The sequence below is a fragment of the Pseudomonas sp. 8_5_2 genome (assembly GCF_059295255.1).
The window spans coordinates 263,807-289,539 of the sequence record NZ_CM181238.1; the positions used below are offsets into that span (position 1 = coordinate 263,807).

At 63.7% G+C, this 25,733-nt stretch carries 27 protein-coding genes; 13 read left to right on the forward strand and 14 right to left on the reverse strand.

What is annotated here, in order from left to right; all coding sequences use genetic code 11:
• The first annotated feature begins 8 nt into the window (after positions 1-8).
• The 4 genes from ssuD to AC5O5R_RS01105 are packed head-to-tail and all read left to right on the forward strand — an operon-like array spanning position 9 to position 3,034.
• Positions 9-1,157: an FMNH2-dependent alkanesulfonate monooxygenase gene (gene ssuD, locus AC5O5R_RS01090; protein ID WP_172224354.1), complete on the forward strand. Its 1,149-nt coding sequence runs from the start codon at positions 9-11 to the stop codon at positions 1,155-1,157.
• Between the two features lie 10 nt (positions 1,158-1,167).
• Complete coding sequence (gene ssuC, locus AC5O5R_RS01095) at positions 1,168-1,965, forward strand: aliphatic sulfonate ABC transporter permease SsuC (RefSeq protein ID WP_172224357.1); 798 nt, start codon at positions 1,168-1,170, stop codon at positions 1,963-1,965.
• Entirely contained in the window at positions 1,962-2,774 is an 813-nt protein-coding gene (gene ssuB, locus AC5O5R_RS01100; RefSeq protein ID WP_172287267.1) for an aliphatic sulfonates ABC transporter ATP-binding protein, read from the forward strand. The genes ssuC and ssuB overlap by 4 nt, the downstream gene beginning before the upstream one ends.
• Positions 2,775-2,818: 44 nt before the next feature.
• The gene (locus AC5O5R_RS01105) at positions 2,819-3,034 is read left to right on the forward strand and encodes a TOBE domain-containing protein (protein ID WP_008095172.1); all 216 of its coding nucleotides are present in this window, start codon (positions 2,819-2,821) and stop codon (positions 3,032-3,034) included.
• Positions 3,035-3,162: 128 nt separating this feature from the next.
• On the opposite strand, the gene AC5O5R_RS01110 is transcribed toward AC5O5R_RS01105, so the two are convergent.
• The 4 genes from AC5O5R_RS01110 to AC5O5R_RS01125 all read right to left on the reverse strand — a co-directional run bounded on the left by AC5O5R_RS01110 (position 3,163) and on the right by AC5O5R_RS01125 (position 8,227).
• Positions 3,163-3,789 (reverse strand): TetR/AcrR family transcriptional regulator, encoded by a 627-nt coding sequence (locus AC5O5R_RS01110; RefSeq protein WP_494511944.1) that lies wholly within the window; start codon positions 3,787-3,789, stop codon positions 3,163-3,165.
• Positions 3,789-5,366 carry a glutamate--cysteine ligase gene (gene gshA, locus AC5O5R_RS01115; protein WP_175586318.1) on the reverse strand — a complete coding sequence of 526 codons (1,578 nt, stop codon included), beginning with the start codon at positions 5,364-5,366 and terminating at the stop codon, positions 3,789-3,791. Before gshA ends, AC5O5R_RS01110 begins: the two co-directional genes overlap by 1 nt.
• Positions 5,367-5,519: 153 nt before the next feature.
• Positions 5,520-5,903, reverse strand: coding sequence for a PaaI family thioesterase (locus AC5O5R_RS01120; RefSeq protein ID WP_050580765.1), 384 nt, complete (start codon positions 5,901-5,903; stop codon positions 5,520-5,522).
• Complete coding sequence (locus AC5O5R_RS01125) at positions 5,903-8,227, reverse strand: Tex family protein (RefSeq protein WP_494514910.1); 2,325 nt, start codon at positions 8,225-8,227, stop codon at positions 5,903-5,905. Before AC5O5R_RS01125 ends, AC5O5R_RS01120 begins: the two co-directional genes overlap by 1 nt.
• Before the next feature lie 217 nt (positions 8,228-8,444).
• Here AC5O5R_RS01125 and ompR point away from each other — a divergent pair, with 217 nt between their 5' ends.
• The gene (ompR, locus tag AC5O5R_RS01130; protein ID WP_079230429.1) at positions 8,445-9,185 is read left to right on the forward strand and encodes an osmolarity response regulator transcription factor OmpR; all 741 of its coding nucleotides are present in this window, start codon (positions 8,445-8,447) and stop codon (positions 9,183-9,185) included.
• A 13-nt stretch (positions 9,186-9,198) separates the two neighbouring features.
• Positions 9,199-10,512, forward strand: a complete 1,314-nt coding sequence (locus AC5O5R_RS01135) for an ATP-binding protein (RefSeq protein WP_172230538.1) — start codon at positions 9,199-9,201, stop codon at positions 10,510-10,512.
• A gap of 98 nt (positions 10,513-10,610) precedes the next feature.
• Here AC5O5R_RS01135 and rimK read toward each other — a convergent pair whose 3' ends face one another.
• Together rimK and rimB are read right to left on the reverse strand one after the other, a co-directional pair.
• A complete protein-coding gene (rimK, locus tag AC5O5R_RS01140; protein WP_086976046.1) occupies positions 10,611-11,516 on the reverse strand; it encodes a 30S ribosomal protein S6--L-glutamate ligase in 906 nt (301 codons plus the stop codon).
• Positions 11,513-11,995, reverse strand: a complete 483-nt coding sequence (gene rimB, locus AC5O5R_RS01145) for a retropepsin-like aspartic endopeptidase RimB (protein ID WP_172230541.1) — start codon at positions 11,993-11,995, stop codon at positions 11,513-11,515. The genes rimK and rimB overlap by 4 nt, the downstream gene beginning before the upstream one ends.
• A gap of 109 nt (positions 11,996-12,104) precedes the next feature.
• Between rimB and AC5O5R_RS01150 the strand changes: the two genes are divergently transcribed.
• Positions 12,105-12,506, forward strand: coding sequence for an RNA-binding S4 domain-containing protein (locus AC5O5R_RS01150; protein WP_172230544.1), 402 nt, complete (start codon positions 12,105-12,107; stop codon positions 12,504-12,506).
• Between the two features lie 71 nt (positions 12,507-12,577).
• Here the strand turns inward: AC5O5R_RS01150 and AC5O5R_RS01155 are convergent, their stop codons facing one another.
• A complete protein-coding gene (locus AC5O5R_RS01155) occupies positions 12,578-13,372 on the reverse strand; it encodes a phosphatase PAP2 family protein (protein ID WP_172285738.1) in 795 nt (264 codons plus the stop codon).
• Positions 13,373-13,491: 119 nt separating this feature from the next.
• Here AC5O5R_RS01155 and hslO point away from each other — a divergent pair, with 119 nt between their 5' ends.
• The 3 genes from hslO to AC5O5R_RS01170 all read left to right on the forward strand — a co-directional run bounded on the left by hslO (position 13,492) and on the right by AC5O5R_RS01170 (position 16,729).
• The gene (gene hslO, locus AC5O5R_RS01160; RefSeq protein ID WP_172285737.1) at positions 13,492-14,391 is read left to right on the forward strand and encodes an Hsp33 family molecular chaperone HslO; all 900 of its coding nucleotides are present in this window, start codon (positions 13,492-13,494) and stop codon (positions 14,389-14,391) included.
• Between the two features lie 179 nt (positions 14,392-14,570).
• On the forward strand, positions 14,571-16,112 hold the full coding sequence (locus AC5O5R_RS01165; RefSeq protein WP_172226495.1) for a phosphoenolpyruvate carboxykinase: 1,542 nt from the start codon (positions 14,571-14,573) through the stop codon (positions 16,110-16,112).
• A gap of 176 nt (positions 16,113-16,288) precedes the next feature.
• Positions 16,289-16,729: an acyl-CoA thioesterase gene (locus AC5O5R_RS01170; RefSeq protein ID WP_172285736.1), complete on the forward strand. Its 441-nt coding sequence runs from the start codon at positions 16,289-16,291 to the stop codon at positions 16,727-16,729.
• Positions 16,730-16,785: 56 nt separating this feature from the next.
• On the opposite strand, the gene AC5O5R_RS01175 is transcribed toward AC5O5R_RS01170, so the two are convergent.
• Entirely contained in the window at positions 16,786-17,265 is a 480-nt protein-coding gene (locus AC5O5R_RS01175) for a glycine zipper domain-containing protein (protein WP_172226501.1), read from the reverse strand.
• Between the two features lie 209 nt (positions 17,266-17,474).
• On the reverse strand, positions 17,475-18,305 hold the full coding sequence (fdhD, locus tag AC5O5R_RS01180; protein ID WP_172226504.1) for a formate dehydrogenase accessory sulfurtransferase FdhD: 831 nt from the start codon (positions 18,303-18,305) through the stop codon (positions 17,475-17,477).
• A 170-nt stretch (positions 18,306-18,475) separates the two neighbouring features.
• Here fdhD and lysM point away from each other — a divergent pair, with 170 nt between their 5' ends.
• Positions 18,476-18,916: a peptidoglycan-binding protein LysM gene (gene lysM / locus AC5O5R_RS01185; protein ID WP_172226507.1), complete on the forward strand. Its 441-nt coding sequence runs from the start codon at positions 18,476-18,478 to the stop codon at positions 18,914-18,916.
• Between the two features lie 112 nt (positions 18,917-19,028).
• Here the strand turns inward: lysM and yrfG are convergent, their stop codons facing one another.
• Complete coding sequence (gene yrfG / locus AC5O5R_RS01190) at positions 19,029-19,691, reverse strand: GMP/IMP nucleotidase (RefSeq protein ID WP_172285735.1); 663 nt, start codon at positions 19,689-19,691, stop codon at positions 19,029-19,031.
• A gap of 64 nt (positions 19,692-19,755) precedes the next feature.
• On the opposite strand from yrfG, the gene nudE reads away from it, so the two are divergent.
• Both nudE and cysQ read left to right on the forward strand, forming a co-directional pair.
• Positions 19,756-20,322: an ADP compounds hydrolase NudE gene (nudE, locus tag AC5O5R_RS01195; RefSeq protein ID WP_494514911.1), complete on the forward strand. Its 567-nt coding sequence runs from the start codon at positions 19,756-19,758 to the stop codon at positions 20,320-20,322.
• Complete coding sequence (gene cysQ / locus AC5O5R_RS01200; RefSeq protein WP_172226515.1) at positions 20,319-21,137, forward strand: 3'(2'),5'-bisphosphate nucleotidase CysQ; 819 nt, start codon at positions 20,319-20,321, stop codon at positions 21,135-21,137. The genes nudE and cysQ overlap by 4 nt, the downstream gene beginning before the upstream one ends.
• Before the next feature lie 138 nt (positions 21,138-21,275).
• Here cysQ and AC5O5R_RS01205 read toward each other — a convergent pair whose 3' ends face one another.
• From AC5O5R_RS01205 to rfbC, 4 genes are read right to left on the reverse strand one after another with little or no spacing between them, the layout of a single operon-like run.
• Entirely contained in the window at positions 21,276-21,731 is a 456-nt protein-coding gene (locus AC5O5R_RS01205; protein ID WP_494514912.1) for a thioesterase domain-containing protein, read from the reverse strand.
• Positions 21,728-23,137 (reverse strand): sigma-54-dependent transcriptional regulator, encoded by a 1,410-nt coding sequence (locus AC5O5R_RS01210; protein ID WP_172285734.1) that lies wholly within the window; start codon positions 23,135-23,137, stop codon positions 21,728-21,730. Before AC5O5R_RS01210 ends, AC5O5R_RS01205 begins: the two co-directional genes overlap by 4 nt.
• The gene (locus AC5O5R_RS01215; protein ID WP_172226524.1) at positions 23,134-24,948 is read right to left on the reverse strand and encodes a sensor histidine kinase; all 1,815 of its coding nucleotides are present in this window, start codon (positions 24,946-24,948) and stop codon (positions 23,134-23,136) included. The genes AC5O5R_RS01210 and AC5O5R_RS01215 overlap by 4 nt, the downstream gene beginning before the upstream one ends.
• Positions 24,949-24,990: 42 nt before the next feature.
• Entirely contained in the window at positions 24,991-25,536 is a 546-nt protein-coding gene (gene rfbC, locus AC5O5R_RS01220) for a dTDP-4-dehydrorhamnose 3,5-epimerase (protein ID WP_494514913.1), read from the reverse strand.
• Positions 25,537-25,733 lie beyond the last annotated feature (197 nt).

Genomic DNA, 25,733 nt, shown 5'->3' on the forward strand with positions numbered 1-25,733 from the left:
CAACTCCAATGAGCCTTAACATTTTCTGGTTCCTGCCCACCCACGGTGACGGTAAGTACCTGGGCACCTCCGATGGTGCTCGCGCGGTCGACCATGGCTACCTGCAGCAGGTCGCCCAGGCGGCCGACCGCCTTGGCTTCGGCGGCGTACTGATCCCTACCGGGCGATCCTGCGAGGATTCCTGGCTGGTGGCGGCATCGCTGATCCCGGTTACCCAGCGCCTGAAGTTTTTGGTCGCATTGCGCCCCGGCATCATTTCGCCGACCGTGGCGGCACGCCAGGCAGCCACCCTCGACCGCCTGTCCAACGGCCGTGCGCTGTTCAACCTGGTGACCGGTGGCGACCCGGACGAGCTGGCGGGTGACGGCCTGCACCTGAACCACCAGGAGCGCTACGAGGCCTCCGTGGAGTTCACCCGTATCTGGCGCAAGGTGCTGGAAGGCGAAACCGTCGACTACGACGGCAAACATATCCAGGTGAAGGGCGCCAAGCTGCTTTACCCGCCAATCCAGCAACCGCGCCCGCCGCTGTACTTCGGTGGCTCATCGGATGCCGCACAGGACCTGGCCGCCGAGCAGGTCGAGCTGTACCTGACCTGGGGCGAGCCGCCGAGCGCGGTCGCAGAAAAAATCGCCCAGGTGCGCGAGAAAGCCGCCGCCCAGGGCCGCGAAGTGCGCTTCGGCATCCGCCTGCACGTGATCGTGCGGGAAACCAACGAAGAAGCCTGGGCTGCCGCCGACAAGCTGATCTCGCACCTGGACGATGACACCATCGCCCGTGCCCAGGCCTCGCTGGCACGCTTCGACTCGGTCGGCCAGCAACGCATGGCGGCGCTGCACAACGGCAACCGCGACAAGCTGGAAGTGGCCCCCAACCTTTGGGCGGGCGTCGGCCTGGTCCGCGGTGGTGCCGGCACCGCCCTGGTAGGCGATGGCCCGACCGTTGCGGCGCGGGTCAAGGAATACGCCGAGCTGGGCATCGATACCTTCATCTTCTCCGGTTACCCGCACCTGGAAGAATCGTACCGGGTTGCCGAGCTGCTGTTCCCGCACCTGGATGTGCAGCGCCCGGAGCAGGCCAAGGCCGGTGGTTACGTGAGCCCGTTCGGCGAGATGGTGGCCAACGACATCCTGCCCAAGTCCGTTGCGCAAAGCTGAGGGCCAGGCCATGAGTCGTGCAACTTCCAATACCCTTGCCCAGCGCCTGGCGCCGTGGGCGCTACCGGTGCTGCTGCTGGCCGCCTGGCAGCTGGCGGTCAGCGCCGGCTGGCTGTCGACACGCATCCTGCCAGCGCCTAGCGCGGTGGTCAGTGCCGGCGTCGAGCTGGTGCGCAGCGGTGATATCTGGACCCACCTGGCCATCAGCGGCTGGCGTGCCGGGCTGGGTTTTGTCATCGGTGGCAGCATCGGCCTGGTGCTGGGCTTTATCACCGGCCTGTCGAACTGGGGCGAGCGCTTGCTCGACAGCTCGGTGCAGATGATCCGCAACGTGCCGCACCTGGCGCTGATTCCGCTGGTGATCCTGTGGTTCGGCATCGACGAGTCGGCGAAGGTTTTCCTGGTTGCGCTGGGCACGCTGTTCCCGATCTATCTGAACACCTACCACGGCATCCGCAACGTCGACCCGGCGCTGGTGGAGATGGCGCGCAGCTATGGTTTGTCCGGCTTCACCCTGTTCCGCCAGGTGATCTTGCCGGGTGCGCTGCCTTCGATCCTGGTGGGCGTGCGCTTTGCCCTGGGCTTCATGTGGCTGACCTTGATCGTTGCCGAAACCATCTCGGCCAATGCCGGCATCGGCTACCTGGCGATGAACGCCCGGGAATTCCTGCAGACCGACGTGGTGGTACTGGCCATCGTCCTGTATGCCGTGCTGGGCAAGCTCGCCGACCTGGCCGCCCGCGGCCTGGAACGTGTGTGGTTGCGCTGGCACCCGGCCTATCAAGTAGCCAGGAAGGAGGGCGCATGACCGTGCTCAAGGAACAGCCGCCACGCCTGCTGCGTGGCATCCCGCTGGCCTGCAACGGCCTGCGCAAGGCCTTTGGCCAACGCGAAGTGTTGAAGGGCATCGACCTGCACATCCCCGCAGGCCAGTTTGTCGCCATCGTCGGCCGCAGCGGCTGCGGCAAGAGCACCCTGCTGCGCCTGCTGGCCGGGCTCGACCAGCCCAGCGCCGGGCAATTGCTGGCCGGTGCCGCGCCGCTGGATGAGGCGCGGGACGAAACCCGCCTGATGTTCCAGGATGCCCGCCTGCTGCCGTGGAAGAAGGTGATCGACAACGTCGGCCTGGGCCTGTCCGGCGACTGGCGCGGGCGTGCGCTGGACGCGCTGGAGGCGGTTGGCCTGGCCGACCGGGCCAATGAATGGCCGGCAGCGCTGTCGGGCGGGCAGAAGCAGCGTGTGGCGCTGGCGCGGGCATTGATCCACCAGCCGCGTCTGCTGCTGCTGGACGAGCCACTGGGGGCGCTCGATGCGCTGACCCGCATCGAGATGCAGCAACTGATCGAACGCTTGTGGCGTCAGCACGGCTTCACCGTGCTGCTGGTCACCCACGATGTCAGCGAGGCAGTTGCCGTGGCTGACCGGGTGATCCTGGTCGAGGACGGCGAGGTCGGGCTCGACCTTACCGTCGACCTGGCGCGGCCCCGGGCGCGTGGTTCGCACCGCCTGGCGGCGCTGGAAAGCGAAGTGCTCAACCGTGTTCTGTCAGCCCCGGGCACTGCGCCCGAGCCAGACCCTGTAGCCCCTTTGCCCACGCAATTGCGTTGGGCGCACTGAAAACTCACTTACCAGACTGAAGCCCACAGAGAAGGAAGCAAATCATGACTATCAAAGCCATCAACGTTCGCAACCAGTTCAAAGGCACCGTGAAAGAAATCCTTGAAGGGCCTGTGCTGTCGGAAATCGACGTGCAGACTGCCTCGGGCATCGTCACTTCGGTGATTACCACCCGCTCTGTGAAAGAGCTGGAATTGCAGGTGGGTAGTGAAGTGATTGCTTTTGTGAAGTCGACTGAAGTGTCTATCGCCAAGCTGTGATGAAAGTGGCCCGCGGGGCTGCGTTGCAGCCCGATCGCCGGCAAGCCAGCTACCACAGGTACTGCGCAGGTTTCAGGCCTTGTGCTTTATCTGTGGGAGCTGGCTTGCCGGCGATGAGGCCATTGAATTTAACGCTTGGCCAGAAACGGCGGCAGGTACAACCCCAGATAGGCCTCGAACACCCGCTTGCCCTCTTCGGCCATGCGCGGCGTAATCGCCTCATGCAACTGCACCGACCGTGCATAAACCCGGTCGCTCAGCTCCATGGCCAGCGCAAACACATCCACATCCCCCGGCATCACCGGCAGATGAAAATGCTGGTCGAACAACTTGTACATCAAGTCGCCCAGTTCCATGTCGTGCTGCCGATCGGCCTGCACCACTTCGCTCAGGCCATGCTGGGCCAGGATCAGCTGCCGCGCCGCAGCATCGTCGTTGTAGATATCCAGCATGCGCTGCTCGATCAGCCGTGACAGTTCGTGCCAGGTGCTGAACGCACTGCTGTCGATGGGCGCACTCAACGCATCACGGAAGGCCCGGTGCACGTCGGCGGTCAGCGCCTCGAGCAAGGCAGGCACGCTGGCGAAGAAGTGGTACACCGATGAGGGCGGAATCTGCGCCCGCTCGGCCACGCTGTACACCGACAGGCCTGCCACCCCCAACTCGGCCAGCAGCTCGCGAGCAGCCGCCAGGATCGCCTCGATCCTGGCCTGGCTGCTTGCACGCGGCTTGCGCGAGGTGGCAGTGCGGGTCATCAGTTGCTGATTGCCAGGATGCTGGCCTGGTAGCCACCGACGAACAGGTCGAAATCACCGACTTCTTCCTGTTCCAGCTCGGACTGTTTGGCGAGCGACTCGCGGGCCAGCGTTTCAAAGGCCTGTTGCTGTTCGTTGCTCAGCGGTTGCCCGCGGAACGTGTCGGCGTGGAGGCGGCTTTGCCGCAGCGAGAACTGGATGAAGCTCTCGTCATGCTCGGTCATGCGTGCCAGTACCTGCGCCGACGGGGTCAGCTCGGGGTCGTTGACCTTGGCCTGCTGGGCATCCAGGGCATTGCCGTGCTCATCAAGGCCTTGCGCCTTGTCAAGCAGATCGGCCAGCGGGCGGATACGCTCGATCAGTTCGCTGGCCCAGTCTTTCAGGGCAATTGGCTGGCCGTTGCGCTGCAGCTCCAGGCCTGGGCGTCGGCCTTCCTTGACCACGGTCAAGAAGTTGTCAGTGCACTGGCCGCACTCACTGTTTTCCAGTTGCGGGCTGTCTTCCAGCGCGCAGAACAGCAGGAATGCATCGAGGAAACGCGCCTCGGTCAGGTCGATACCCACCGGCAGGAACGGGTTGATGTCCAGGCAGCGCACTTCTACATACTGCACGCCACGCGAGGTCAGGGCCTGGATCGGCCGTTCGCCGGTGTAGGTGACCCGCTTGGGGCGAATGTTCGAGTAGTACTCGTTCTCGATCTGCAGGATGTTGGTGTTCAGCTGTACCCACTCGCCGTCCACGTGCGTGCCCACTTCAACATAGGGCGGGTAGGGCGTGCCCACCGCCTTGCGCAGGCTGTCGGTGTAGCTGGCCAGGTTGTTGTAACACGGTGTCAGGCCGGCCTGGGCGTTGCTCTGGTAGCCCAGGTCACTCATGCGCAGGCTGGTGGCGTAAGGCAGGAACAGGGTTTCGGCGTCGAGCTCTTCGAGCTGGTGCGGGCGGCCGCGCAGGAAGCCTTTGTCCAGGGCCGGCGAGGCGCCGAACAGGTACATCAGCAGCCAGCTGTAGCGGCGGAAGTTGCGGATCAGCGCGATGTAGGCCGACGACTGGTAGTCGCGGTCGCTCTCGTTGCCACCTTCGTCTGCGCGCAGCAATGGCCACAGCGCTTCGGGCAGCGAGAAGTTGTAATGGATACCGGCGATGCACTGCATGGTGCGGCCGTAACGCAGGGCCAGGCCCTTGCGGTACACGTGCTTGAGCTTGCCGATGTTGGAGCTGCCGTACTCGGCGATCGGGATGTCCTCCTCGGCCGGCAGCGTGCATGGCATCGACGGGCTCCACAGGTATTCGTCGCCCAGCTTGCTGTAGACGAATCGGTGGGTCTGTTCGAGGCTTTCGAGCACCTTGGCCGGGTCGGGCAGCGCTGGGGTGATGAACTCCAGCAGCGACTCGGAATAATCGGTAGTGATCTGCTCGTTGGTCAGCGCCGACCCCAGTGCTTCCGGATGCGGGGTCTGGGCCAGGCGACCTTCATCGGTCACGCGCAGGCATTCGCGCTCAATACCGTGCAGGCACTGCTTGAGCAGGGGGAGATTTGCGCCGAGCAGGCTCAGGCGGCGGTTGAGGAGTTTGCTCAAGATGTATTCCTTCACGCGTCAGTCGCCCCAATATGGGGGTAGAAATAACGGTCTACAAGGGTAGGAAGAAAGGAACTGGCGTTGTCGCCTTGTCAGCGCGGATCCAGCAGTGCCAGCGCACTGCTGAAAATACCGCAGATACTGCTTGGTGAGCTAGAGAACCGCGAAGGTTCCCTGTGCTTTCGCCACCAGCTTGTCGCCCTGGACTACGTCGGCGTCGACCACCAGGGTGCGCCGCCCGGCGTGCAGCACGCGGGCAGTGCACAGGACTTCGCCGTCACTGACGGCGCGCATGTAGTTGATCTTGCACTCGATGGTGACGCTTTGCTGGTCAAAGCCATGGCTGGCCGAGCAGGCCAGGCCCATGGCGATGTCCACCAGGCTGAAGATCGCCCCGCCGTGCAGCTTCTGGCCACGGTTGCGCAGCTGTGGCTCGAGCGCCAGAGCGACCTCGGCAACGCCTGTGTCCAGGCGTTGCAGGCGGCAGCCCAGCAGCTGGCTGAAGGCGCTTTCGACGTATTCACGTGGAACGTCCATCACTTCTTCTTCAGCTGCTTGGCGTTGGCAAACAGCGATGCCATGGCGTTGTTGGCCGGCGCCGCCGCGGTGGTTTCGCGCTGGCGCGGGGCCTGCTGCTGGCGGGTGCCGCCATTGCCACGGTTGCCACCGCGGTTGCCTTCAACCTTTTCGCCCGGGGTATCGCCCATGCGCATGGACAAGCCGACGCGCTTGCGCGGGATGTCCACTTCCATGACCTTGACCTTGACCACGTCGCCGGCCTTGACCGCTTCACGCGGGTCCTTGACGAATTTTTCGGACAGCGCCGAGATGTGCACCAGGCCGTCCTGGTGCACACCGATGTCAACGAAGGCGCCGAAGTTGGTGACGTTGGTCACCACGCCTTCGAGGATCATGCCGGGCTCCAGGTCCTTGAGGTCTTCGACGCCGTCCTGGAAGGTGGCGGTCTTGAACTCGGGGCGTGGGTCGCGGCCAGGCTTGTCCAGTTCCTGCAGGATGTCGGTGACGGTCGGCAGGCCGAAACTTTCGTCGGTGAATTTCTTCGGGTCCAGGCGCTTGAGGAAGCTGCTGTCGCCGATCAGCGAGCGGATGTCGCGGTCGGTGCCCGCAGCGATGCGCTGTACCAGCGGGTAGGCCTCGGGGTGAACTGCAGAGGCGTCCAGCGGATTGTCGCCGTTCATCACCCGCAGGAAGCCGGCGGCCTGTTCGAAGGTTTTCTCACCCAGGCGGCTGACCTTTTTCAGCGCCGCGCGGGTGGCGAACGGGCCGTTGCTGTCGCGGTGGGCGACGATGTTCTGCGCCAGGGTCGCGTTGAGGCCGGAGATGCGCGTCAGCAGCGCCACCGAGGCGGTGTTCACATCCACACCCACTGCGTTCACGCAGTCCTCGACCACGGCGTCCAGGCCACGGGCCAGTTTCAGCTGCGATACATCGTGCTGATACTGGCCGACACCGATGGATTTCGGGTCGATCTTGACCAGTTCGGCCAGCGGGTCCTGCAGGCGACGGGCGATCGACACGGCGCCACGGATCGACACGTCCAGGTCCGGGAACTCGCGGGCGGCCAGCTCGGATGCCGAGTACACCGAGGCACCGGCTTCGGAGACCATGATCTTGGTGATCTGCAGCGCTGGATATTTTTTAACCAGTTCTGCCACCAGCTTGTCGCTTTCGCGGCTGGCAGTACCGTTGCCGATGGCGATCAGCTCCACCGAGTGCTTGGCGCACAGCGCAGCCATGATGGCAATGGTGCGGTCCCAGTCATTCTTTGGCGCATGCGGGTAGACCGTGGTGTAGTCCAGCAACTTGCCGGTAGCGTCGACCACGGCGATCTTGCAGCCGGTGCGCAGGCCCGGGTCGAAGCCCAGGGTGGCGCGCGGGCCGGCCGGCGCGGCCAGCAGCAGGTCGTGCAAGTTGCGGGCGAACACGTTGATCGCCTCGCCTTCGGCGTTGTCGCGCAGTTCGCCGAACAGGTCTGTTTCCAGGTGGGTGTAGAGCTTGACCTTCCAGGTCCAGCGCACCACCTCGCCCAGCCACTTGTCGGCGGCGCGGTTGCGGTTTTCAACGCCGACGTGGTTGCCGATCATCACCTCGCAGGGGTGCAGGGTGCCAGGCAGTTCCTCGCCAATCTTCAGCGACGCGCTGAGCACGCCTTCGTTGCGCCCGCGGAAGATCGCCAGGGCACGGTGTGAGGGCGCGTTGCGCAGCAGCTCGTCATGGGCGAAGTAATCGCGGAACTTGGCGCCTTCTTCTTCCTTGCCGGCGACCACGCGGGCGCTCAGCACGGCTTCCTGCTTGAGGAAGCTGCGCAGCTTGTCGAGCAGGGCGGCGTCTTCGGCAAAGCGCTCCATGAGGATGTACTTGGCGCCTTCGAGCGCGGCCTTGACGTCGGCTACGCCTTTTTCGGCGTCGACGAAGCGCGCGGCTTCGCTTTCCGGGGCCAGGGTCGGGTCGTTGAACAGGCCGTCGGCCAGTTCGCCAAGGCCGGCTTCAAGGGCGATCTGGCCTTTGGTGCGGCGCTTCTGCTTGTACGGCAGGTACAGGTCTTCGAGGCGGGTCTTGGTGTCGGCCAGCTTGATCTCGCGGGCCAGTTCCGGGGTCAGCTTGCCCTGCTCTTCGATGCTGGAGAGGATGCTGGCGCGGCGGTCGTCGAGTTCGCGCAGGTAGCGCAGGCGCTCTTCCAGATGGCGCAGCTGGGTGTCGTCCAGGCTCCCGGTCACTTCCTTGCGGTAACGGGCGATGAAGGGCACGGTCGAGCCTTCGTCCAACAGGCCCACGGCCGCCTCGACCTGCTGGGGGCGTACGCCCAGTTCCTCGGCGATACGGCTGTTGATGCTGTCCATGTAAACCACCTGACATTTGTGAAAACGGGGGTCGCCTGTGGGCTTTTCGCCCGGCGGCGCTGGATGAAAGCCGCGCATTATACCCATCGTAAACGGCTTGCGGTGATGGCGCCCGGCCAGCCGGAACTGGCGCCCGGGGAAAAATCTGCTAACAATGCTCACGCAACGTGCAGCAATGGCTACGCCATAATGCGCGGCGAAACCAGAGGAGTTATTCATGACCGGCACGCCAAACACCGCTGAAGGTGACAAGATTCTCATCGTCGATGACGATCCAGGGCTGAGCAGCCTGCTGGAACGTTTCTTCACCAGCAAGGGCTACCGTGCCCGTGCGGTGCCGAACACTGAACAGATGGACCGCCTGCTGCAGCGCGAGGTGTTCAACCTGGTGGTGCTCGACCTGATGCTGCCGGGCGAGGATGGCCTGTCCGCGTGCAAGCGCCTGCGCCAGCAGAACAACCAGATCCCGATCATCATGCTCACCGCCAAGGGCGACGAGCTCAGCCGTATCAAAGGCCTGGAACTGGGCGCCGACGACTACCTGGGCAAACCGTTCAACCCGGACGAGCTCATGGCCCGGGTCAAGGCCGTGCTGCGCCGCCAGTCACCCAGCGTACCGGGTGCACCGGGCAGCGAGGACGAATCGGTCACCTTTGGCGACTACGAGCTGTCGCTGGCGACCCGCGAACTCAAGCGCGGCGACGAAGTGCACATGCTTACCACCGGTGAATTCGCCGTGCTCAAGGCCCTGGTGATGCACGCCCGCGAGCCGCTGACCCGCGACAAGCTGATGAACCTGGCCCGTGGCCGTGAATGGGATGCGCTGGAGCGCTCCATCGACGTGCAGATCTCGCGCCTGCGCCGCATGATCGAACCCGACCCTTCCAAGCCGCGCTACATCCAGACCGTCTGGGGCGTGGGCTATGTGTTCGTGCCTGACGGAAACGCCGGCAAATGATGCCTGGTCGTCGATGAAAACACCGCTCTGGTTTCCGCAAAGCTTCTTCGCCCGCACGCTGTGGCTGGTGCTGATCGTCGTGCTGTTCTCGAAGGCATTGACCCTGGTCTACCTGCTGATGAACGAGGACGTGCTGGTCGACCGTCAGTACAGCCACGGTGTGGCGCTGACCCTGCGCGCCTATTGGGCGGCGGATGAAGAAAACCGCGACAAGATCGCCGAGGCTGCCGGGCTGATTCGGGTTACCGGCTCTGGTGTGCCGGAAGGCGAGCAGCACTGGCCCTACAGCGAAATCTACCAGCGGCAGATGCAGGCCGAGCTGGGTGATGACACCGAGGTCCGGCTGCGCATTCATGCGCCACCAGCGTTGTGGGTCAACGCGCCTAGCCTGGGCCCCGGTTGGTTGAAGGTCCCGCTGTACCCGCACCCGCTACGTGGGCAGAAGATCTGGAACGTGCTGGGCTGGTTCCTGGCCATCGGCCTGTTGTCCACCGCCTCGGCCTGGATTTTCGTGCGTCAGTTGAACCAGCCGCTCAAGCGCCTGGTGTTCGCTGCCCGCCAGCTGGGCCAGGGCCGCAGCGTGCGCCTGCCGATCAGCGATACGCCCAGCGAAATGACCGAGGTGTACAAGGCCTTCAACCAGATGGCCGAGGATGTCGAGCAGGCCGGGCGCGAGCGCGAGCTGATGCTGGCCGGGGTTTCCCACGACTTGCGCACACCGCTGACACGCCTGCGCCTGTCGTTGTCCCTGCTGAACAGCGACAGCGAACTGAGTGACGACATGGTCCGCGATATCGAGGACATGGACGCGATTCTCGATCAGTTCCTGGCGTTTATCCGCGATGGCCGAGACGAGCCGGTGGAGGACGTTGACCTGGCTGAGCTGGTGCGTGAGGTGGTAGCACCCTACAACCAGCCTGAAGAACGTGTGCGCCTGTGCCTGGAGCCGATTCCCCCGTTCCCGGTGCGTCGGGTTTCGCTCAAGCGCATGCTGGGCAACCTGATCGGCAACGCCCTGCACCATGCTGGCAAGGGGGTTGAGGTGGCTGCCTATGTATCGGGCGACGAGAGTGCGCCGTATGTGGTGCTGAGCGTACTCGACCGCGGCACCGGGATCGACGAATCGGAACTGGAGACCATCTTCAACCCGTTCATTCGTGGAGACCGCGCCCGGGGCGGCAAGGGCACCGGGCTGGGGCTGGCGATCGTCAAGCGGATTGCGGCGCAGCACGGCGGCAATGTCGAGTTGCGCAATCGCTCGGGTGGCGGGATCGAGGCTCGGGTGCGGCTGCCGCTGGGATTGCTGTTGCCGCGAAATGCAGTGTGAGACTTACCGGCCTCTTCGCGGCTAAAGCCGCTCCCACAGGTACTGCGCTATTCCTGTGGGAGCGGCTTTAGCCGCGAAGAGGCCGGTACAAGCTTGAGTCAGCCTTTACCCTTGGTCCGGGTCTGATTCGGCCCGCCATTCTTCTCCAGGTGCTCGATGATCATCCCCGCCACGTTCTTGCCGGTGGTCATCTCGATGCCTTCCAGCCCCGGTGACGAGTTCACTTCCATCACCAGCGGCCCATGGTTGGACCTGAGGATATCCACACCCGCCACGCTCAAGCCCATCACCTTTGCCGCGCGAATGGCGGTAATGCGTTCTTCTGGCGTGATCTTGATCAGGCTGGCGACGCCGCCGCGGTGCAGGTTGGAACGGAATTCGCCCGGTTTGGCCTGACGTTTCATCGAGGCGATCACCTTGTCACCCACCACGAAGCAGCGAATGTCGGCACCGCCGGCCTCCTTGATGTACTCCTGCACCATGATGTTCTGCTTCAGGCCCATGAAGGCTTCGATCACCGACTCGGCCGCCTGGGTTGTCTCGCACAGCACCACGCCGATGCCCTGAGTGCCTTCCAGCACCTTGATCACCAGCGGCGCGCCGTTGACCATCTGGATCAGGTCGGGAATGTCGTCCGGCGAGTGGGCGAAGCCGGTGATCGGCAGGCCGATGCCGCGCCGCGACAGCAGTTGCAGCGAGCGCAGCTTGTCGCGCGAGCGGGCAATTGCCACCGACTCGTTGAGCGGGTACACGCCCATCATTTCAAACTGGCGCAGCACCGCGCAGCCATAAAAGGTTACCGAGGCACCAATACGCGGAATCACCGCGTCAAAGCCCTCCAGCGGCTTGCCGCGGTAGTGGATCTGCGGCTTGTGGCTGGCGATGTTCATGTAGGCCCGCAGGGTATCGATCACCACCATTTCGTGGCCACGCTGGGTACCGGCTTCGACCAGGCGGCGGGTGGAATACAGACGCGGATTGCGCGACAGCACAGCGATCTTCATGCAGCACCTGTGACAGGAGAGAGGGTGGCCGCGAAGGCCGGTTTGTCTTGTACGTACTTCAGGCCTGGGTTGACCACCAACTGGCCGTGGATCAGGGCTTTGGCCCCAAGCAACAGGCGGTAGCGCATGTTCTTGCGGCAGGTCAGGGTGAATTCCACTTCCCACACACGATCACCCAGGGCCAGTGACGTGCGGATGACATAACGGGCCTGGGCCTGGCCGTTGGAGCTCTTGATGGTTTTCATGGTGACCAGCGGTGCCTCGCAACGGCGGTGGCGCAGCTGCACCAGTGAGCCCAGGTGGGCGGTGAAGCGTACCCATGGCTGGCCATCACGCTCGAACGGTTGCACCTCGGTGGCGTGCAGGGTGGAGGTGCTGGCGCCGGTGTCGATCTTGGCGCGCAGCCCGGCCACGCCAAGGTCGGGCAGGGCGACCCACTCGCGCAGGCCGATTACAGTCAAATGGTCAAATGTCTTCACGAAACGCACCCTGCCAATGAGGTGGTGAACTGTAAGCATCGCGGGGACTTTTTGCATCCGTATGTGAAGGTAGTACAGTTCGATGAAAGACAGAATCCGAGGAAACGGGATGGCACAAAAAGCCGAAGACGACGACAAGGTCCGCCTGGACAAGTGGCTGTGGGCGGCGCGGTTCTACAAGACCCGGGCGCTGGCCAAGGCTGCTATCGAAAGCGGCAAGGTGCATTGCCGGGGCGAGCGTTGCAAGCCAGGCAAGGAGCCACGTGTGGGTGACGCGTTTGTGCTGCGCACCGGGTTTGATGAGCGCACCGTTGTGGTGAAGGCGTTATCGGTGGTGCGGCGCGGGGCGCCGGAGGCGCAGGCGCTGTATGAAGAGACCGAAGAAAGTGTGCGGCGCCGTGAGCAGGCGGCGCAATTGCGCAAGGCGGGGGCGATGGGGGTGACCACCGATGGCCGGCCAAACAAAAAGCAGCGGCGGCAGATTCACCAACTGCACGGGAGCTTTGAATAGCCGGGGCCGCTTCGCGCCCCATCGCGACACAAGGCCGCTCCTACAGGGGGGCGCGAAGCGGCCCCGGAAATTTAGCGGATCACCGCCAATCGACCGACCAACGGTAGCCTGGCCGCAACGTTGAATAGCGGTGCGGTCCAGCGAATCAACGCGGCACTACCCTTGGCCGCCAGCGGCGTGTAATAGCTCCAGCCCAGCGCCAGTACCGCCATCAGCAATCCGCCGATGTAGTCATCTTGCCCCCAGTGCGCCCCGGCCACCAGGCGCGGCAGCATGAACAGCAGCGCCAGCCCCCAGATCACCAGGTACTGCAGCAGGCGGCGGCTGAACACGCTCATGAACAGCGCCCAGATCAGCAGCACCGAGGCATGATCACCCGGAAAACTCTTGCTTGAACGGTCCTTGAGCTCCCAGGCCGCTTCCAGGTTGGGGTAGTAATCGCTGAGGTGCACCACGCCGTCGAGGATCATCGACGGGCTCTTGTGTTGCCACCCGGCTGCATCCACCCACTTGGAAAACAGCGCGCGAATCACCACTAAGAGGAGTAGCGTGACCAGAAAACCGAAAAAGGCCTGGCGAACCTGGGCTGCCTTGAACACCCAGTTGCCCCGGATAAGCGCGGCCAGCAGGATCAGGCCGACGACGATGTCGAACGGGCGCAGGCTACCTACGGTCCAGATGTAGCGCCAGGCAGTGCTGTCGGCCAGCGGCGCATTCAGGCTGTGGAACAGCCACTCGTCGAAAGTCAGGCACAGGGTATGGCCAATGGGCCATAACCAGAAACACAGTAGAGCGATGGGCAGCAGCGTACACGCTGCCAAAGGTCCCAAGGACCACCTTGCTTGGAACAGTGGCCGATTGTCCATAAAATACCTCTATTGCAAACAGAAATCGGAGCGCCTTGTAAGCGCTCTGTCACGGGTTTTCGCAGGTTGTCGATAACCCTTGTAACCATTTTGTCATCATTTTCAGATAGCCAAAACCTATGAGCGATTTGCCGGATACCGATTTCACCCAACGTTTCATCTTCGACGAGCGCGATGTGCGCGGCGAGTGGGTGTCTCTCGATGACAGCTACGCCGCGGTGCTGGCGCGTCACGAGTACCCCCAGCCAGTGCAGGCATTGCTCGGCGAATTGATGGCCGCCACCGCCCTGCTGGTGGGGGCGCTGAAGTTCGACGGCCTGCTGATCCTGCAGGCGCGTTCCGCCGGGCCGATCCCGCTGCTGATGGTCGAATGTTCCGGTGACCGCGACATTCGCGGCATGGCCCGTTACGAAGCGGAGCAGATCTCGGCTGATGCGACCCTGTCGCAACTGATGCCTGACGGGCACCTGACCCTGACCATCGACCCTGTCAAAGGCCAGCGCTACCAGGGCACCGTCGATCTCGATGGCACCAACCTGTCGGAGTGCTTCACCAACTACTTCGTCCAGTCGCAACAGCTGAATACCCGCTTTTGGCTCAACGCTGAAAACGGCAAGGCCCGTGGCCTGCTGCTGCAGCAGTTGCCGCGTGATCGCCAGCCTGACGACGAAGAGCGCGAAGACAGCTGGCAGCACGTGATCGCCCTGGCCAAGACCCTCAAGCCAGAGGAATGGGCCGAGGGTAACGAAACCCTGCTGCACCGCCTGTACCACGAAGACGCCGTGCGCCTGTTCGACATCCAGCCGCTGCGCTTCAACTGCAGCTGCTCGCGCGAGCGCTCCGGTAATGCGCTGGTCAGTCTGGGCGAACATGACGCCAAGGCGCTCGTCAAAGAGTGCAACGGGCAGGTGGAGATTGATTGCCAGTTCTGTAATCAGCGCTATTTCTTCGATGAAAGCGACGTGGCGCAACTGTTTGCGGGTGGTGGCACCGACGTGGCCTCAGAAACTCGTCACTGAAACGTTTAAGCTCAGGACAATCTCCCGTCGAATTGCGCAAAAGCGCAGTTCTGACAGGAGGGGCCTACTTTTTTTGGGCTTTTCTGGCATAATCCGGCCACTTTTTTCGCTGTAGTAGTTTTTTCAAGACAACTACAAAACGTTTGGAGCACTCGGCCTCGGGCCGGATGGGGTATCTCATGACGCAAGCCAACAACACCGTGTACACCGACCTGAGCGTCGATGAGCTGGTAAAAGAAGCGCTGCAACGCGGTGAAGGCGTACTAGCCGATACTGGCGCACTGGTCGTGGAGACTGGTCACCGTACTGGCCGTTCGCCGGCTGACCGTTTCATCGTCGAAGAACCTTCCACCCAGGACGCCATCTCCTGGGGCCCGATCAACCGCAAGTTCCCGGCCGACAAGTTCGATGCCCTGTGGGACCGCGTCGAGGCGTTCAACAACGCCCAGGATCACTTCGTTTCCTACGTTCACGTAGGGGCTGCAGCCGAGCACTACCTGCCGGTGAAGATGACCACCCAGACTGCCTGGCAGAACCTGTTCGGCCGTTGCCTGTTCATCAACCCGGAGCAGTTCAACCCGGCTGGCCGCGACCAGTGGCAGGTCCTCAACGTCGCCAACTTCGTTTGCGAGCCTGAGCGTGACGGCACCAACTCCGACGGTTGCGTCATCATCAACTTCGCCGCGAAGAAGGTGTTGATCGCAGGCATGCGTTACGCCGGCGAAATGAAGAAAGCCATGTTCTCGGTGCAGAACTTCCTGCTGCCGGCTGCCGACGTGCTGCCGATGCACTGCGCTGCCAACATCGGCGAAGAAGGCGATGTGACCCTGTTCTTCGGCCTGTCCGGCACTGGCAAGACCACCCTGTCGGCCGACGAAAGCCGTTACCTGATCGGTGACGACGAGCACGGTTGGGGCGAAGGCGTTGTCTTCAATATGGAAGGCGGCTGCTATGCCAAGTGCATCGACCTGTCCGAGAAGAACGAGCCGGTGATCTGGAAAGCCATCAAGCATGGCGCCGTACTGGAAAACGTGGTGCTCGACGCCAATCAGCACGCCGACTATACCGATGTCAGCCTGACCCAGAACAGCCGTGCGGCCTACCCGCTGGAGCACGTTGCCAAGCGTTCCGAAGCGAACCTGGGCGGCGAGCCGAACGCAGTCATCTTCCTGACCTGCGACCTGACTGGTGTTCTGCCTCCGGTTTCGATCCTGAACAACGAGCAGGCGGCTTACCACTTCCTGTCCGGCTATACCGCGCTGGTCGGTTCCACCGAAATGGGTTCGGGCGGCGGCATCAAGTCCACCTTCTCCACCTGCTTCGGCGCACCGTTCTTCCCGCGCCCGGCTGGCGAATACGCCGAGCTGCTGATCAAGCGTATCAATGGCTTCAACTCCAAGGTCTACCTGGTCAACACCGGCTGGACCGGCGGTGGCTACGGCGTTGGCAAGCGCTTCAGCATCCCGACCACCCGTGCCGTGATCGCTGCGATCCAGAGCGGTGCGCTGGTGGGTGCCGAAACCGAGCACCTGGATATCATCAACCTGGACGTGCCGAAGGCTGTTCCGGGCGTTGATACCGAGCTGCTCAACCCGCGCACCAACTGGGCTGACAAAGCAGCGTACGACGCAGCCGCCCAAGGCCTCGCCAAGCTGTTCATCGAAAACTTCAAGAAGTTCGAAGTTTCCGACGCCATCAAGGCCGCTGGCCCGCAGCTGTAAGCTGCACCCAGCCGCAACGAGAGAGCCGCCCCAAGGGGCGGCTTTTTCCATTCTGTTGCCTGCACGGGCCCTTTCGCGGGTAAATCGGATCGCCGCGAAAGGGCCCGTGCAGGCAGCCAACGTCTGGAATTTCTGTTTCACTGTCAGCATTCATTGCGATGACACGAGCCAGCCAGATGATCGAATCCCCTCAGCGCACTGCCTTCTCCCACTTTCACCCCATCCTCACTCGCCCGCAGGACAACGACGCCAACGGCCATATCGCCAGTGCCACCGTGCATTGTTTTTTCGAAACCGCCATCCAGGCGTTTCTCGTCGAGCAGGCGGAGCTGGACCTGCGTGATGGCGAGTTGGCGGCTTTTGTGGTCAGCTCTGCGGCGGATTACTTCGCCCTGCCGGGTTTCCCCGACGTGCTGGAAGTGGGCCTGGGCATAACGCGCCTGGCCGGCAGTACGGTGGAGTACCGTCTGGCGCTGTATCGTCCAGGCGAAGCGGATGCCTGTGCTGCGGGCACGGTGGTGCAGGTGTTCATCGAGCGCGCAAGTGGCCGGCCGGTACAGCTGCCAGAGGTGCTTCAGGGCATTCTTGCCGGGCTGCAACTCGCCCCGCAGGCATGAAAAAGCCCCGCCATGAAGGGCGGGGCTTTTGGCTACCTGGGTATCAACCCGAGGTATCAGTCGCGCCAGTGGCGCTTGTGCTTGCGGTGGCCATAGTGGTGGCCACGGTCGTAGTGACGACGGTCGTCGTAACCACGACGGTAGCGGCGGTCGTCATGGCGCTCGTCTTCATCGGCCTTGTTGCCCATGTAGTTGCCGAGCGCGCCACCGGCACCGCCGCCTGCGGCTGCACCAATGTAGCTACCAGTGGTGCCGCCCACCGAGCGACCGACCACGTTGCCGCCTGCAGCGCCCAGTGCGCCGCCGATTGCAGCCTCACCGCGCTGGCGTTTGTCGGCACCCAGGGCACCGCCGGCCGCGCCGCCCAGGCCGGCACCAATGGCGCCGCCGGTGCTGCCGCCGATGGAGTTGCCCACCACGGAGCCGAGTACCCCACCCAATGCGCCGCCAATGCCGGCCTCGGTATTGCCGCCTGCCATGGCAACGCCGCTGAGCAAGCTGAAAGACAACAACAAAATCGAGGAGTACTTCTTCATCAAGAGAGCCTCATAGGGATGACGAGGCGAATTTGACGCCATGGGGCCCGGCTGGCAATTGAAATCCGACGAGTAACACGAGTTGTACACAATTCTCTAAGTTACTGTATTTGCTGTGAAACTTAATCGATTTTCGGCTGTCTGAGACCTTTATGACGAAGCCCTGAACCGCAATGGAACAGGGCTTTTCTCGTTTTTGGTGCAGGCAATCACGATAGCGCCGCTGGGCTATAGACCCGCGGTGCGCTGTGCTTGGGCAAGTGGATAAGGTTGAGGTTGTGCTTGCGCGCCCATTGCAGGGCAAGCCCGGTGGGCGCCGACAGGCTGACCAAGGTCTGGATACCGGCGCGCAGTACTTTCTGGATCAGCTCCAGGCTGCAGCGGCTGGTGACGATGGCCAGGCCGCCCTGGCTATCGATGCCCTGGCGCAACAGGGCGCCGATCAGCTTGTCGAGGGCGTTGTGCCGGCCGATGTCCTCGCGGCCGATCAGCAGCTGGCCCTCGCGGTCCATGAACAGCGCCGCATGCACGGCGCCGCAATGTTGGCCCAGCGGCTGGAAGGCATCGATGCGCTCACGCAAGCCGGCCAGCCATTGCGCTGGCGGCAAGGGGGCGCCGGGCAGCTCGGCCAGTTCCGGCAGGGCCTGCTCCAGGGCTTCGACCCCGCACAGCCCGCAGCCACTGGTGCCGGCCAGCTGACGGCGCTGGTTTTTCAGGTTCCAGAATGCCCGGCTGGATATTTCCAGTTCGGCATACATCGCCGAGCCGTTGCCGGAGAGTTTCAGGTCGTAGATTTCTGCGGTGCCTTCGACAATGCCGCTGCCGACGCTGAAACCGACGGCAAAGTCTTCCAGGTCGGTGGGGCTGACCAGCATCACCGCTTGGTTTAGCCCGTTGTAGGCGATGGCCAGGGCCACTTCTTCAGCCAGCGGGGTACGGTCGCGTTCGCCGTCGCTGAGCTGGACATAATCGTAGGTATTGCTGGCGGCAGGCATGGCCAAAGGCAAGGAGGCCGTGCACACCGGAGGCTTGCTGTTCATCTGGGCTGTCGGCTGCTTTCTGATAGCACCAGCCTAGGCTCGCGGGCCGGCGGCGTCTAGTCGCCAGGCTCTATGCCTTGATAGACCGCGTCGATGGGATGCAGAGGGGCGCCAGGGGAAAAGCTGGCCTAGACTGCTGAGTCCGAGGTCTCGACAACAAGGAGAGCGCTATGAGTCTGTTCAGTTTCGTGAAGGAAGCCGGCGAGAAGTTGATCGACCTGCTGACCCCCGGCAACGCCAACGCCGAGGAACAGCTGAAGAAACACGTGGAAAGTGTCGGCTTGGGCAACCCCAACATCACGGCCACCGTAGACGGAGACAAGATCATCCTCAAGGGTGAAGTGGCCAGCCAGGAGGAGAAAGAGAAGATCATCCTGGCAGCGGGCAACATCAATGGGGTGGCCAGTGTCGATGACCAGATCACTGTGACCGGGCCGGTGGTGAAAGCGGCAAGGTTCGTCACGGTGAAGAAGGGTGACACGCTGTCGGCCATCTCCGTGGTCGTCTATGGCAACGCCAATGAGTACAACAAGATCTTCGAGGCGAACAAACCGATGCTGTCGCATCCGGACAAGATCTACCCGGGGCAGGTGCTGCGCATTCCTGAGTAATCCCTACTGCCCGTGCCGGCCCATTCGCGGGTAAACCCGCTCCCACAGGTACAGCGCCAACCGTAAATGGGGCGCTATACCTGTGGGAGCGGGTTCACCCGCGAAGAGGGCCTCACAGGCCTGCCAACAACTCCCGGTAGTCCTCGACCGCCGCAAACTCCTCGGTGTCCCGCAGCCCTGCCTGGCTGTCCGGCTGGCGCACCGCCAGCAGATGCCCCACGCCAAACCGCCGGGCACTGCGCAGAATTGCCAGGGTGTCATCTATGAACAGGCTGCGCGCCGGCTCGAAGCCGATATCCGCCTGCAGCGCATCCCAGAACTGCGGGCTTTCCTTGGGGTAGCCGTAGTCGTGCGAGCTGATCAGCCGCTCGAAGTACGGCGCCAGCTCCACCCGCTCCAGCTTCAACGACAGCGAATCGCGGTGGGCATTGGTGATCATCACCACGCGCTTGCCCGCCTGGCGGATGGCTGCCAGAAAGGTATCGGCATCCGGGCGCAGGGCGATCAGGTGGGCAATTTCCTGTTTCAGCTCGCGAATCGGCAGGCGCAGTTCGCGGCTCCAGAAGTCCAGGCAATACCAGTTCAGCGTGCCGGCATTGCGCTCGAACAGCGGCTGCAGCTCCATTTCTGCCATGGCCCGGCTCACACCATGCAGCTCGGCGTAGCGCTGGGGCAGGTGGTGCAGCCAGAAGCGGTTGTCGTAATGCAGGTCGAGCAGGGTACCGTCCATGTCCAGCAGGACGGTATCGATGTCAGACCAGGGAAGAACAGGCATGGGAAACTCTCGTTCAGTCGGCAAGCCACGGTATAGTAACCCGTTCACGCCAAGGAGCCGCCCCATGCGCCAGACACCCACCGTACTCAGCCGCGAAATCGTCGCCAGCAGCCGCCTGTTCCGCGTCGAAGCCGTGCAATTGCGCTTCAGCAACGGCACCGAGCGCACCTATGAGCGCCTGGTGGGCCGGGGCAACGGCTATGGCGCGGTGATGATCGTGGCCATGCTCGATGCCGAGCACGCCGTACTGGTGGAAGAATATTGTGGCGGCACTGACGAATACGAGCTGTCGTTGCCCAAGGGCCTGATCGAGCCGGGCGAGGATGTGTTGGCGGCGGCTGATCGGGAGCTCAAGGAAGAGGCCGGTTTTGGTGCTCGCCAGCTGGAGCACCTGACCGAGCTGTCGCTGTCCCCGGGCTACATGAGCCAGAAGATCCAGGTGGTGCTGGCCACCGACCTGTATGAAGAGCGCCTGGAAGGCGACGAGCCGGAGCCGATGCGGGTCGACAAAGTGAACCTGCGTGAGCTGTCGGCGCTGGCCATGCACCCGCAGTTCACCGAGGGGCGTGCGCTGGCGGCGCTGTACCTGGCCCGGGACCTGCTGATCCAGCGGGGGTTGATGGACGCATGAACGACCAGCAACTGATGCATGAAGTGGTCAAGCTGGCGCTGTCGGCGGGTGAGGCCATCCTGCCGTTCTGGCGTGCCGATGTGGCTGTGATCACCAAGGCCGACGATTCGCCGGTGACTGCTGCCGACCTGGCGGCGCACCGGGTAATTGCGGACGGGCTGCAGGCACTGGCGCCGCAAATTCCGGTCCTGTCGGAAGAGGACTGCAACATTCCGTTGGCCGAGCGCCAGGGCTGGAGCCGCTGGTGGCTGGTCGATCCGCTGGACGGCACCAAGGAGTTCATCGCCGGCAGCGAGGAGTTCACCGTCAACATCGCCCTGGTCGAAAACGGCGAGGTGGTGTTTGGCGTGGTGTCGATGCCGACCAACGGGCGCTGCTATTTCGGTGGGCGTGAGCTGGGCGCCTGGCGTGCGGAGGCGGGTGAGGTCGCGCAGCCTATCCAAGTGCGCAACGCGCCGCCGCCGGGCGAGCGTTTTACCGTGGTGGCCAGCCGTCGGCATTCCAGCCCGGAGCAGGAAGCGCTGCTGGCGGGTTTGGGGGCTGCGGTGGGTGAGCTGGAGCTGGCCAATATTGGCAGTTCGTTGAAATTCTGCCTGTTGGCCGAGGGCAGCGCCGATTGCTATCCGCGGCTGGCGCCGACTTCACAGTGGGATACTGCGGCGGCGCAGGGCGTGGTGGAAGGGGCAGGTGGCGAGGTGATCGGGGTTGATGGCCTGCCTTTCCGGTATCCGCCGCGTGAGACGTTGCTGAACCCGTTTTTCCTGGCGTTGCCGGCCGCTGCAAGCTGGCGCCAGGCCTTTCTGAAGCTGATCTAGCAGCGGTTGCAGGAGGGGCTGCGGAAGCGGCAAATGCCGCGACAAGCACCTGTCAGCCCTGATGCGATCCCTGTGGGAGCGGCTTCAGCCGCGAACACCGGCAAAGCCGGTGCCATCCACCCCAGTGGTCGCTTCGCCTCAGCGGTGCAGCACATACTGCCCGCTGAACCTGACCGCCGGCTCGTCACTCCCGGCATTGCTCACTGTGGTCTCCAGCATCAGCCGCGCCCGCCCGCGGCGCTGGTACATGGCCAGGAACCGCTCCCAGGCCTTCTCATCCGGCGCTGCACACCGCGCAACCGCCGCACCGGTCACCGGCAGCGGATAACTGATCTGCCCTTCGTGGATGACGATATGCCCGTCATCGATCCCCAGCTCGCGCAGGCGCAGGTGCAACCAGCCCCAGCCCACCAGCACCGCCGCGCAGTACAGGCTGCCGCCGAACATGGTGCTCTTGTGGTTGACGTTGGCCGCCAATGGCAATTGCAGGCGCAGGGTGTGCTGCTGCCAATCGATCACTTCCAGGCCCATTTCACGGGTTTGGGGGATGTCGCTGTGCAGTACGGACTGCAGGTACCGGGTATCGCTGCTCATTGACGGTGGTCCTCTTGATCATCATGCCCGCCGCTGCCGCCCTCGAAGCTCAGCGCATGCTTGCGCAGCTTGTCGTGAAGGGTCTTGCGCGGGATGCCCAGCGCCTCGGCGAGGCTGCGCATGGAGCTGTGCGGCTGGGCCAGTTCGGCAGCGATCAGCGAGCGTTCGAACTGCTCGACCTGCTCGCTCAGGTTACCGCGCGGTACCGCTGCCGAAGGCGTTGTCGCCGGTGGCGCCTGGCTGTCCAGGGCCAGTTCCAGACCAAGGGCGAAGCGCTCGGCGGCGTTTTGCAGCTCGCGCACGTTACCCGGCCAGGTATGGCGCAGCAGCAGCGCGCGCTGCGCCGGCTGCAACGCATGCGGCGGCAGGCCGTGGCGTTGGCTGGCGGCGTCGGCGAAATGCTGGAACAGCACCAGAATGTCATCGCCGCGCTCGCGCAGCGCCGGAATACGCAGCGGCGCCACGTTCAGGCGGTAGTACAAGTCGGCGCGGAAGCGCCCCTGGTCGGCGGACTGGCGCAGGTCTTCCTTGGTCGCGGCAATGATGCGGATATCCAGCGGGATCAACTGGTTGCCGCCCAGGCGCTCGACCACCCGTTCCTGCAGCATGCGCAGCAGTTTTACTTGCACGTCCAGGCTCATGCTCTCGATTTCGTCGAGGAACAGCGTGCCGCCGTTGGCGAACTCGAACTTGCCGATGCGGCGTTTTTGCGCACCGGTGAACGCGCCGGGTTCATGGCCGAACAGTTCGCTCTCGACCACCGACTCGGCCAGCGCGCCAGCGTTGATCGCCACGAATGGCCCATCACGGCGGCTGGACAGGTCGTGCAGGGCGCGGGCCACTACTTCTTTCCCGGCGCCGGTCTCGCCCAGGATCAGCACATCGGCGCGGGTCCCGGCCAAGGCGCCGATCTGCTCGCGAAGGCGCTGCATGGCGGGTGAGTGGCCGACCAGGCGGGTGGCCAGTTGCTGGCGGTCGCTCAGGGCCAGGCGCAGGCTGCGGTTGTCCAGCACCAGCCGGCGCAGGGCCAGGGCGCGGCGCACGCTGTCGAGAAGGGCGTCGCTGGCAAAGGGTTTTTCCAGGAAGTCGTAGGCCCCGGCGCGCATCGCCTGCACGGCCAACGGCACATCGCCGTGGCCGGTTATCAGCAGCACCGGCAGTTCGCTGTCGCGGGCGTGCAGTTGCTCCAGCAGTTGCAGGCCATCGATGCCCGGCATGCGGATATCGCTGACCACCACCCCCGGCCAGTCGGCCTCGATACGGTCGGCCAGGCCTTGGGCATCGGCCAGGGCGACCACCTTGAGGCCGGCCAGATCCAGGGTCTGGCTCAGGGCCTGGCGCAGGTGCGGGTCATCGTCGACCAGAATGACCTGGGCCTGGTTGTCGATCTGTGTCTCGGTGGTCATGCCGAGGAGTCCTCCGAATTGGGCAAAGTAGCGCCAGGCGCAGCCACACGCAGCTGCAAGGTCAGCAGCGCGCCACCTTCCGGGTGGTTGGCCAGCAGCAGTTCACCGCCCAGGGCGCGCATCAGGCTTTCGCAGATGGCCAAGCCCAGGCCCAAGCCTTGAGTGCTGGTCTTGGTGGTGAAGAACGGCTCCTTGGCCTGCTCCAGGGCCTGGCGGCTGAAGCCGGGGCCGTTGTCGCGGATGTACAGGTAGACGCAGCCATCGCGCTGCTCGGCACTTAGCCACAGGCGGCGCGGGTTGGCCTTTTCGGTGAGGGCGTCGAGGGCGTTGGCCAGCAGGTTGCCGAGCACCTGGCGCAGGCGGGTTTCACCGGCCTGCACCCACAAGGTGGCTTCCGGCAGGTCGCGGATCAGCTCTACGGCCATTGCCCGGCGACGCTTGGCCAGCAGCGCCAGGGCATCGTCCAGAGCCGGCTGCAACGCCACGCTTTCCGGCGCATGTCGGTCGCGGCGGGCGAAGGCGCGCAGGTGGGCAATGATCGAGGCCATGCGCCCGGTCAGTTCGCCGATCAGCTTGAGGTTGCCGCGGGCGTCTTCGGTGCGCTGGTGGTCCAGCAGCACTTCGGCGTTTTCCGCGTAGCTGCGGATGGCGGCCAGCGGCTGGTTGAGCTCATGGCTGATGCTGGCCGACATGGTACCGAGCACCGAAAGCTTGCCGGCCTGCACCAGCTCGTCCTGGGCACGCACCGCCTCCTGCTGGGCGTTCTCGCGCTCCAGCACGGCACGCTTGAGCCGGGTATTCAGGCCTTCAAGGTCGGCGGTGCGCTCGACCACGCGCTTTTCCAGCTGCTGGCGGCCACGCGCCTCGAAGTCGATGCGGTCGATGTAATGGCGGCGCCGCTGCATCACCAGTCCGGCCAACAGCATCACTACCAGCAGGGTGCCGGCGCCGATCGCCATCACCGTCTGCACCGAGCGGTCGACCAGCATGCGCGGGGCAAGGATGCTCACCTGCCAGCCGGTTTCCTTGATGTCGCGGGTCTGGGTTAGCCAGGCATCGGGGTTGAGCATCAGCGGTTGTGGTGCCTGGGTCGGGTAGGGCTGGATGGCGATGATGGCCTGGCGCTCGGCTTCGGTCAGCGCACGGGTGGCACGGAAGCGCCAGTCCGGGCGCGAGGTGAGAATGACCACGCCATTGTGATCGGTCAGCAACAGCTGTTCGGGGGTGCGACCCCACAGGGTCTCGGTGTGGTCGAGGTCGACCTTGACCACCAGTACGCCGACGATGCGCTCGCGGTCATGCACGGCGGCGGCAAAGAAATAGCCGCGCTTGGCCGAGGTGGTGCCCTGGCCGAAGAAACGGCCCAGGCGGCCGGCCATGGCCTCGTTGAAGTAGGGGCGGAAGGCGAAATTGCGGCCGACGAAGCTGTCGTGCTTGTCCCAGTTGGAGGCCGCCAGAGTGTTGCCGCTGACATCCATCAGGTACATCACTTCGGCACCGGTCTGCTGCACGATGCCCTTCAGCAATCGGTTGGCATTGGTCACGGCTTCCAGGCGAAACGGGTCGTCAAGTACACCCCGCAGCGCCGGCAGGTCGCCGAGGATCTGCGGCAAGGTTTCGTAGCGGTGCAGGGTGCCGAGCAGGTTGGCGACGTACAGGTCGAGAGTCTGGCGGTTCTGCGAGGCCAGTTCGTCCTGGTAGTAACGTTCGGCCAGATGGTGCAATGGCCACAGCAACGGGGCCAGGCACAGCGCCAGCAGGGCCAGGCTGCGCCAGCGGGGACGGCGTGGAGGCGTGGGTTTTGCAATCATCAGATCAATGCGCCAGAAAAGTCTGACGCAATTATGCGCTAGTTAAGGCAGCACTTCCGCCTCTGCCAGCGGCAGGCCGACCTTGTCCTTGTCCGACAGCAACGGTGGCTGCTGCAGGCCCCAGTCGATGTCCAGCTGCGGATCGTCCCAGCGGATACAGCGGTCGGCGCTGGGGTTGTAGTAGTCAGTGGTCTTGTAGAGGAACTCGGCCGATTCGCTCATCACCGCAAAGCCATGGGCGAAGCCCGGTGGAATCCACAGTTGACGGTGGTTGTCGGCCGACAGGTGCACGGCGACCCACTGGCCGAAGGTTGGCGAGCTTTGGCGCACATCCACGGCGATATCACGGATTTCGCCCTGCACCACGCGCACCAGCTTGCCTTGGGTGTTTTCCACCTGATAGTGCAACCCGCGCAGTACCCCTTTGATGGACCGCGAATGATTGTCCTGCACGAACGCGACATTCAAGCCGGTCTGCCGTGCGAACTCACGGGCGTTGAACGCCTCGAAGAAAAAACCACGGCTGTCACCGAAAACCTTTGGCTCGATGATCAGCACTTCGGGGATTGCGGTAGGAATGATGTCCATGGCGGCTCGCTGTCCGATTGCCCAAGTATTGGCCTCGCTGCAGTCTACCCCACGGCGATTGAACAGGATGCACAAGGTGTGGCTATGGTGGATGGCAGACCCGTCGAGGTGCTGGAGCAGGCGGTTTTTTGTCGATTGTTATCGGCTTTATTTTGCAGTTGAAGTCAAAATTCCCCGATGCACGGGCTTTAAATATC

Bases quoted from the DNA above. Each gene is read 5' to 3' on its own strand.
- AC5O5R_RS01175 (WP_172226501.1), bottom strand. From the start codon at position 17,265: ATGAAGAAGTACTCCTCGATTTTGTTGTTGTCTTTCAGCTTGCTCAGC.
- AC5O5R_RS01165 (WP_172226495.1), top strand. From the start codon at position 14,571: ATGACGCAAGCCAACAACACCGTGTACACCGACCTGAGCGTCGATGAG.
- AC5O5R_RS01210 (WP_172285734.1), bottom strand. From the start codon at position 23,137: ATGACCACCGAGACACAGATCGACAACCAGGCCCAGGTCATTCTGGTC.
- AC5O5R_RS01135 (WP_172230538.1), top strand. From the start codon at position 9,199: ATGAAAACACCGCTCTGGTTTCCGCAAAGCTTCTTCGCCCGCACGCTG.
- fdhD (WP_172226504.1), bottom strand. From the start codon at position 18,305: ATGAACAGCAAGCCTCCGGTGTGCACGGCCTCCTTGCCTTTGGCCATG.
- AC5O5R_RS01125 (WP_494514910.1), bottom strand. From the start codon at position 8,227: ATGGACAGCATCAACAGCCGTATCGCCGAGGAACTGGGCGTACGCCCC.
- AC5O5R_RS01110 (WP_494511944.1), bottom strand. From the start codon at position 3,789: ATGACCCGCACTGCCACCTCGCGCAAGCCGCGTGCAAGCAGCCAGGCC.
- cysQ (WP_172226515.1), top strand. From the start codon at position 20,319: ATGAACGACCAGCAACTGATGCATGAAGTGGTCAAGCTGGCGCTGTCG.
- AC5O5R_RS01170 (WP_172285736.1), top strand. From the start codon at position 16,289: ATGATCGAATCCCCTCAGCGCACTGCCTTCTCCCACTTTCACCCCATC.
- ssuB (WP_172287267.1), top strand. From the start codon at position 1,962: ATGACCGTGCTCAAGGAACAGCCGCCACGCCTGCTGCGTGGCATCCCG.
- AC5O5R_RS01205 (WP_494514912.1), bottom strand. From the start codon at position 21,731: ATGAGCAGCGATACCCGGTACCTGCAGTCCGTACTGCACAGCGACATC.
- rimK (WP_086976046.1), bottom strand. From the start codon at position 11,516: ATGAAGATCGCTGTGCTGTCGCGCAATCCGCGTCTGTATTCCACCCGC.
- AC5O5R_RS01215 (WP_172226524.1), bottom strand. From the start codon at position 24,948: ATGATTGCAAAACCCACGCCTCCACGCCGTCCCCGCTGGCGCAGCCTG.
- AC5O5R_RS01155 (WP_172285738.1), bottom strand. From the start codon at position 13,372: ATGGACAATCGGCCACTGTTCCAAGCAAGGTGGTCCTTGGGACCTTTG.
- rfbC (WP_494514913.1), bottom strand. From the start codon at position 25,536: ATGGACATCATTCCTACCGCAATCCCCGAAGTGCTGATCATCGAGCCA.
- AC5O5R_RS01150 (WP_172230544.1), top strand. From the start codon at position 12,105: ATGGCACAAAAAGCCGAAGACGACGACAAGGTCCGCCTGGACAAGTGG.
- yrfG (WP_172285735.1), bottom strand. From the start codon at position 19,691: ATGCCTGTTCTTCCCTGGTCTGACATCGATACCGTCCTGCTGGACATG.
- lysM (WP_172226507.1), top strand. From the start codon at position 18,476: ATGAGTCTGTTCAGTTTCGTGAAGGAAGCCGGCGAGAAGTTGATCGAC.
- ssuD (WP_172224354.1), top strand. From the start codon at position 9: ATGAGCCTTAACATTTTCTGGTTCCTGCCCACCCACGGTGACGGTAAG.
- nudE (WP_494514911.1), top strand. From the start codon at position 19,756: ATGCGCCAGACACCCACCGTACTCAGCCGCGAAATCGTCGCCAGCAGC.
- AC5O5R_RS01120 (WP_050580765.1), bottom strand. From the start codon at position 5,903: ATGGACGTTCCACGTGAATACGTCGAAAGCGCCTTCAGCCAGCTGCTG.
- AC5O5R_RS01105 (WP_008095172.1), top strand. From the start codon at position 2,819: ATGACTATCAAAGCCATCAACGTTCGCAACCAGTTCAAAGGCACCGTG.
- ompR (WP_079230429.1), top strand. From the start codon at position 8,445: ATGACCGGCACGCCAAACACCGCTGAAGGTGACAAGATTCTCATCGTC.
- hslO (WP_172285737.1), top strand. From the start codon at position 13,492: ATGAGCGATTTGCCGGATACCGATTTCACCCAACGTTTCATCTTCGAC.
- ssuC (WP_172224357.1), top strand. From the start codon at position 1,168: ATGAGTCGTGCAACTTCCAATACCCTTGCCCAGCGCCTGGCGCCGTGG.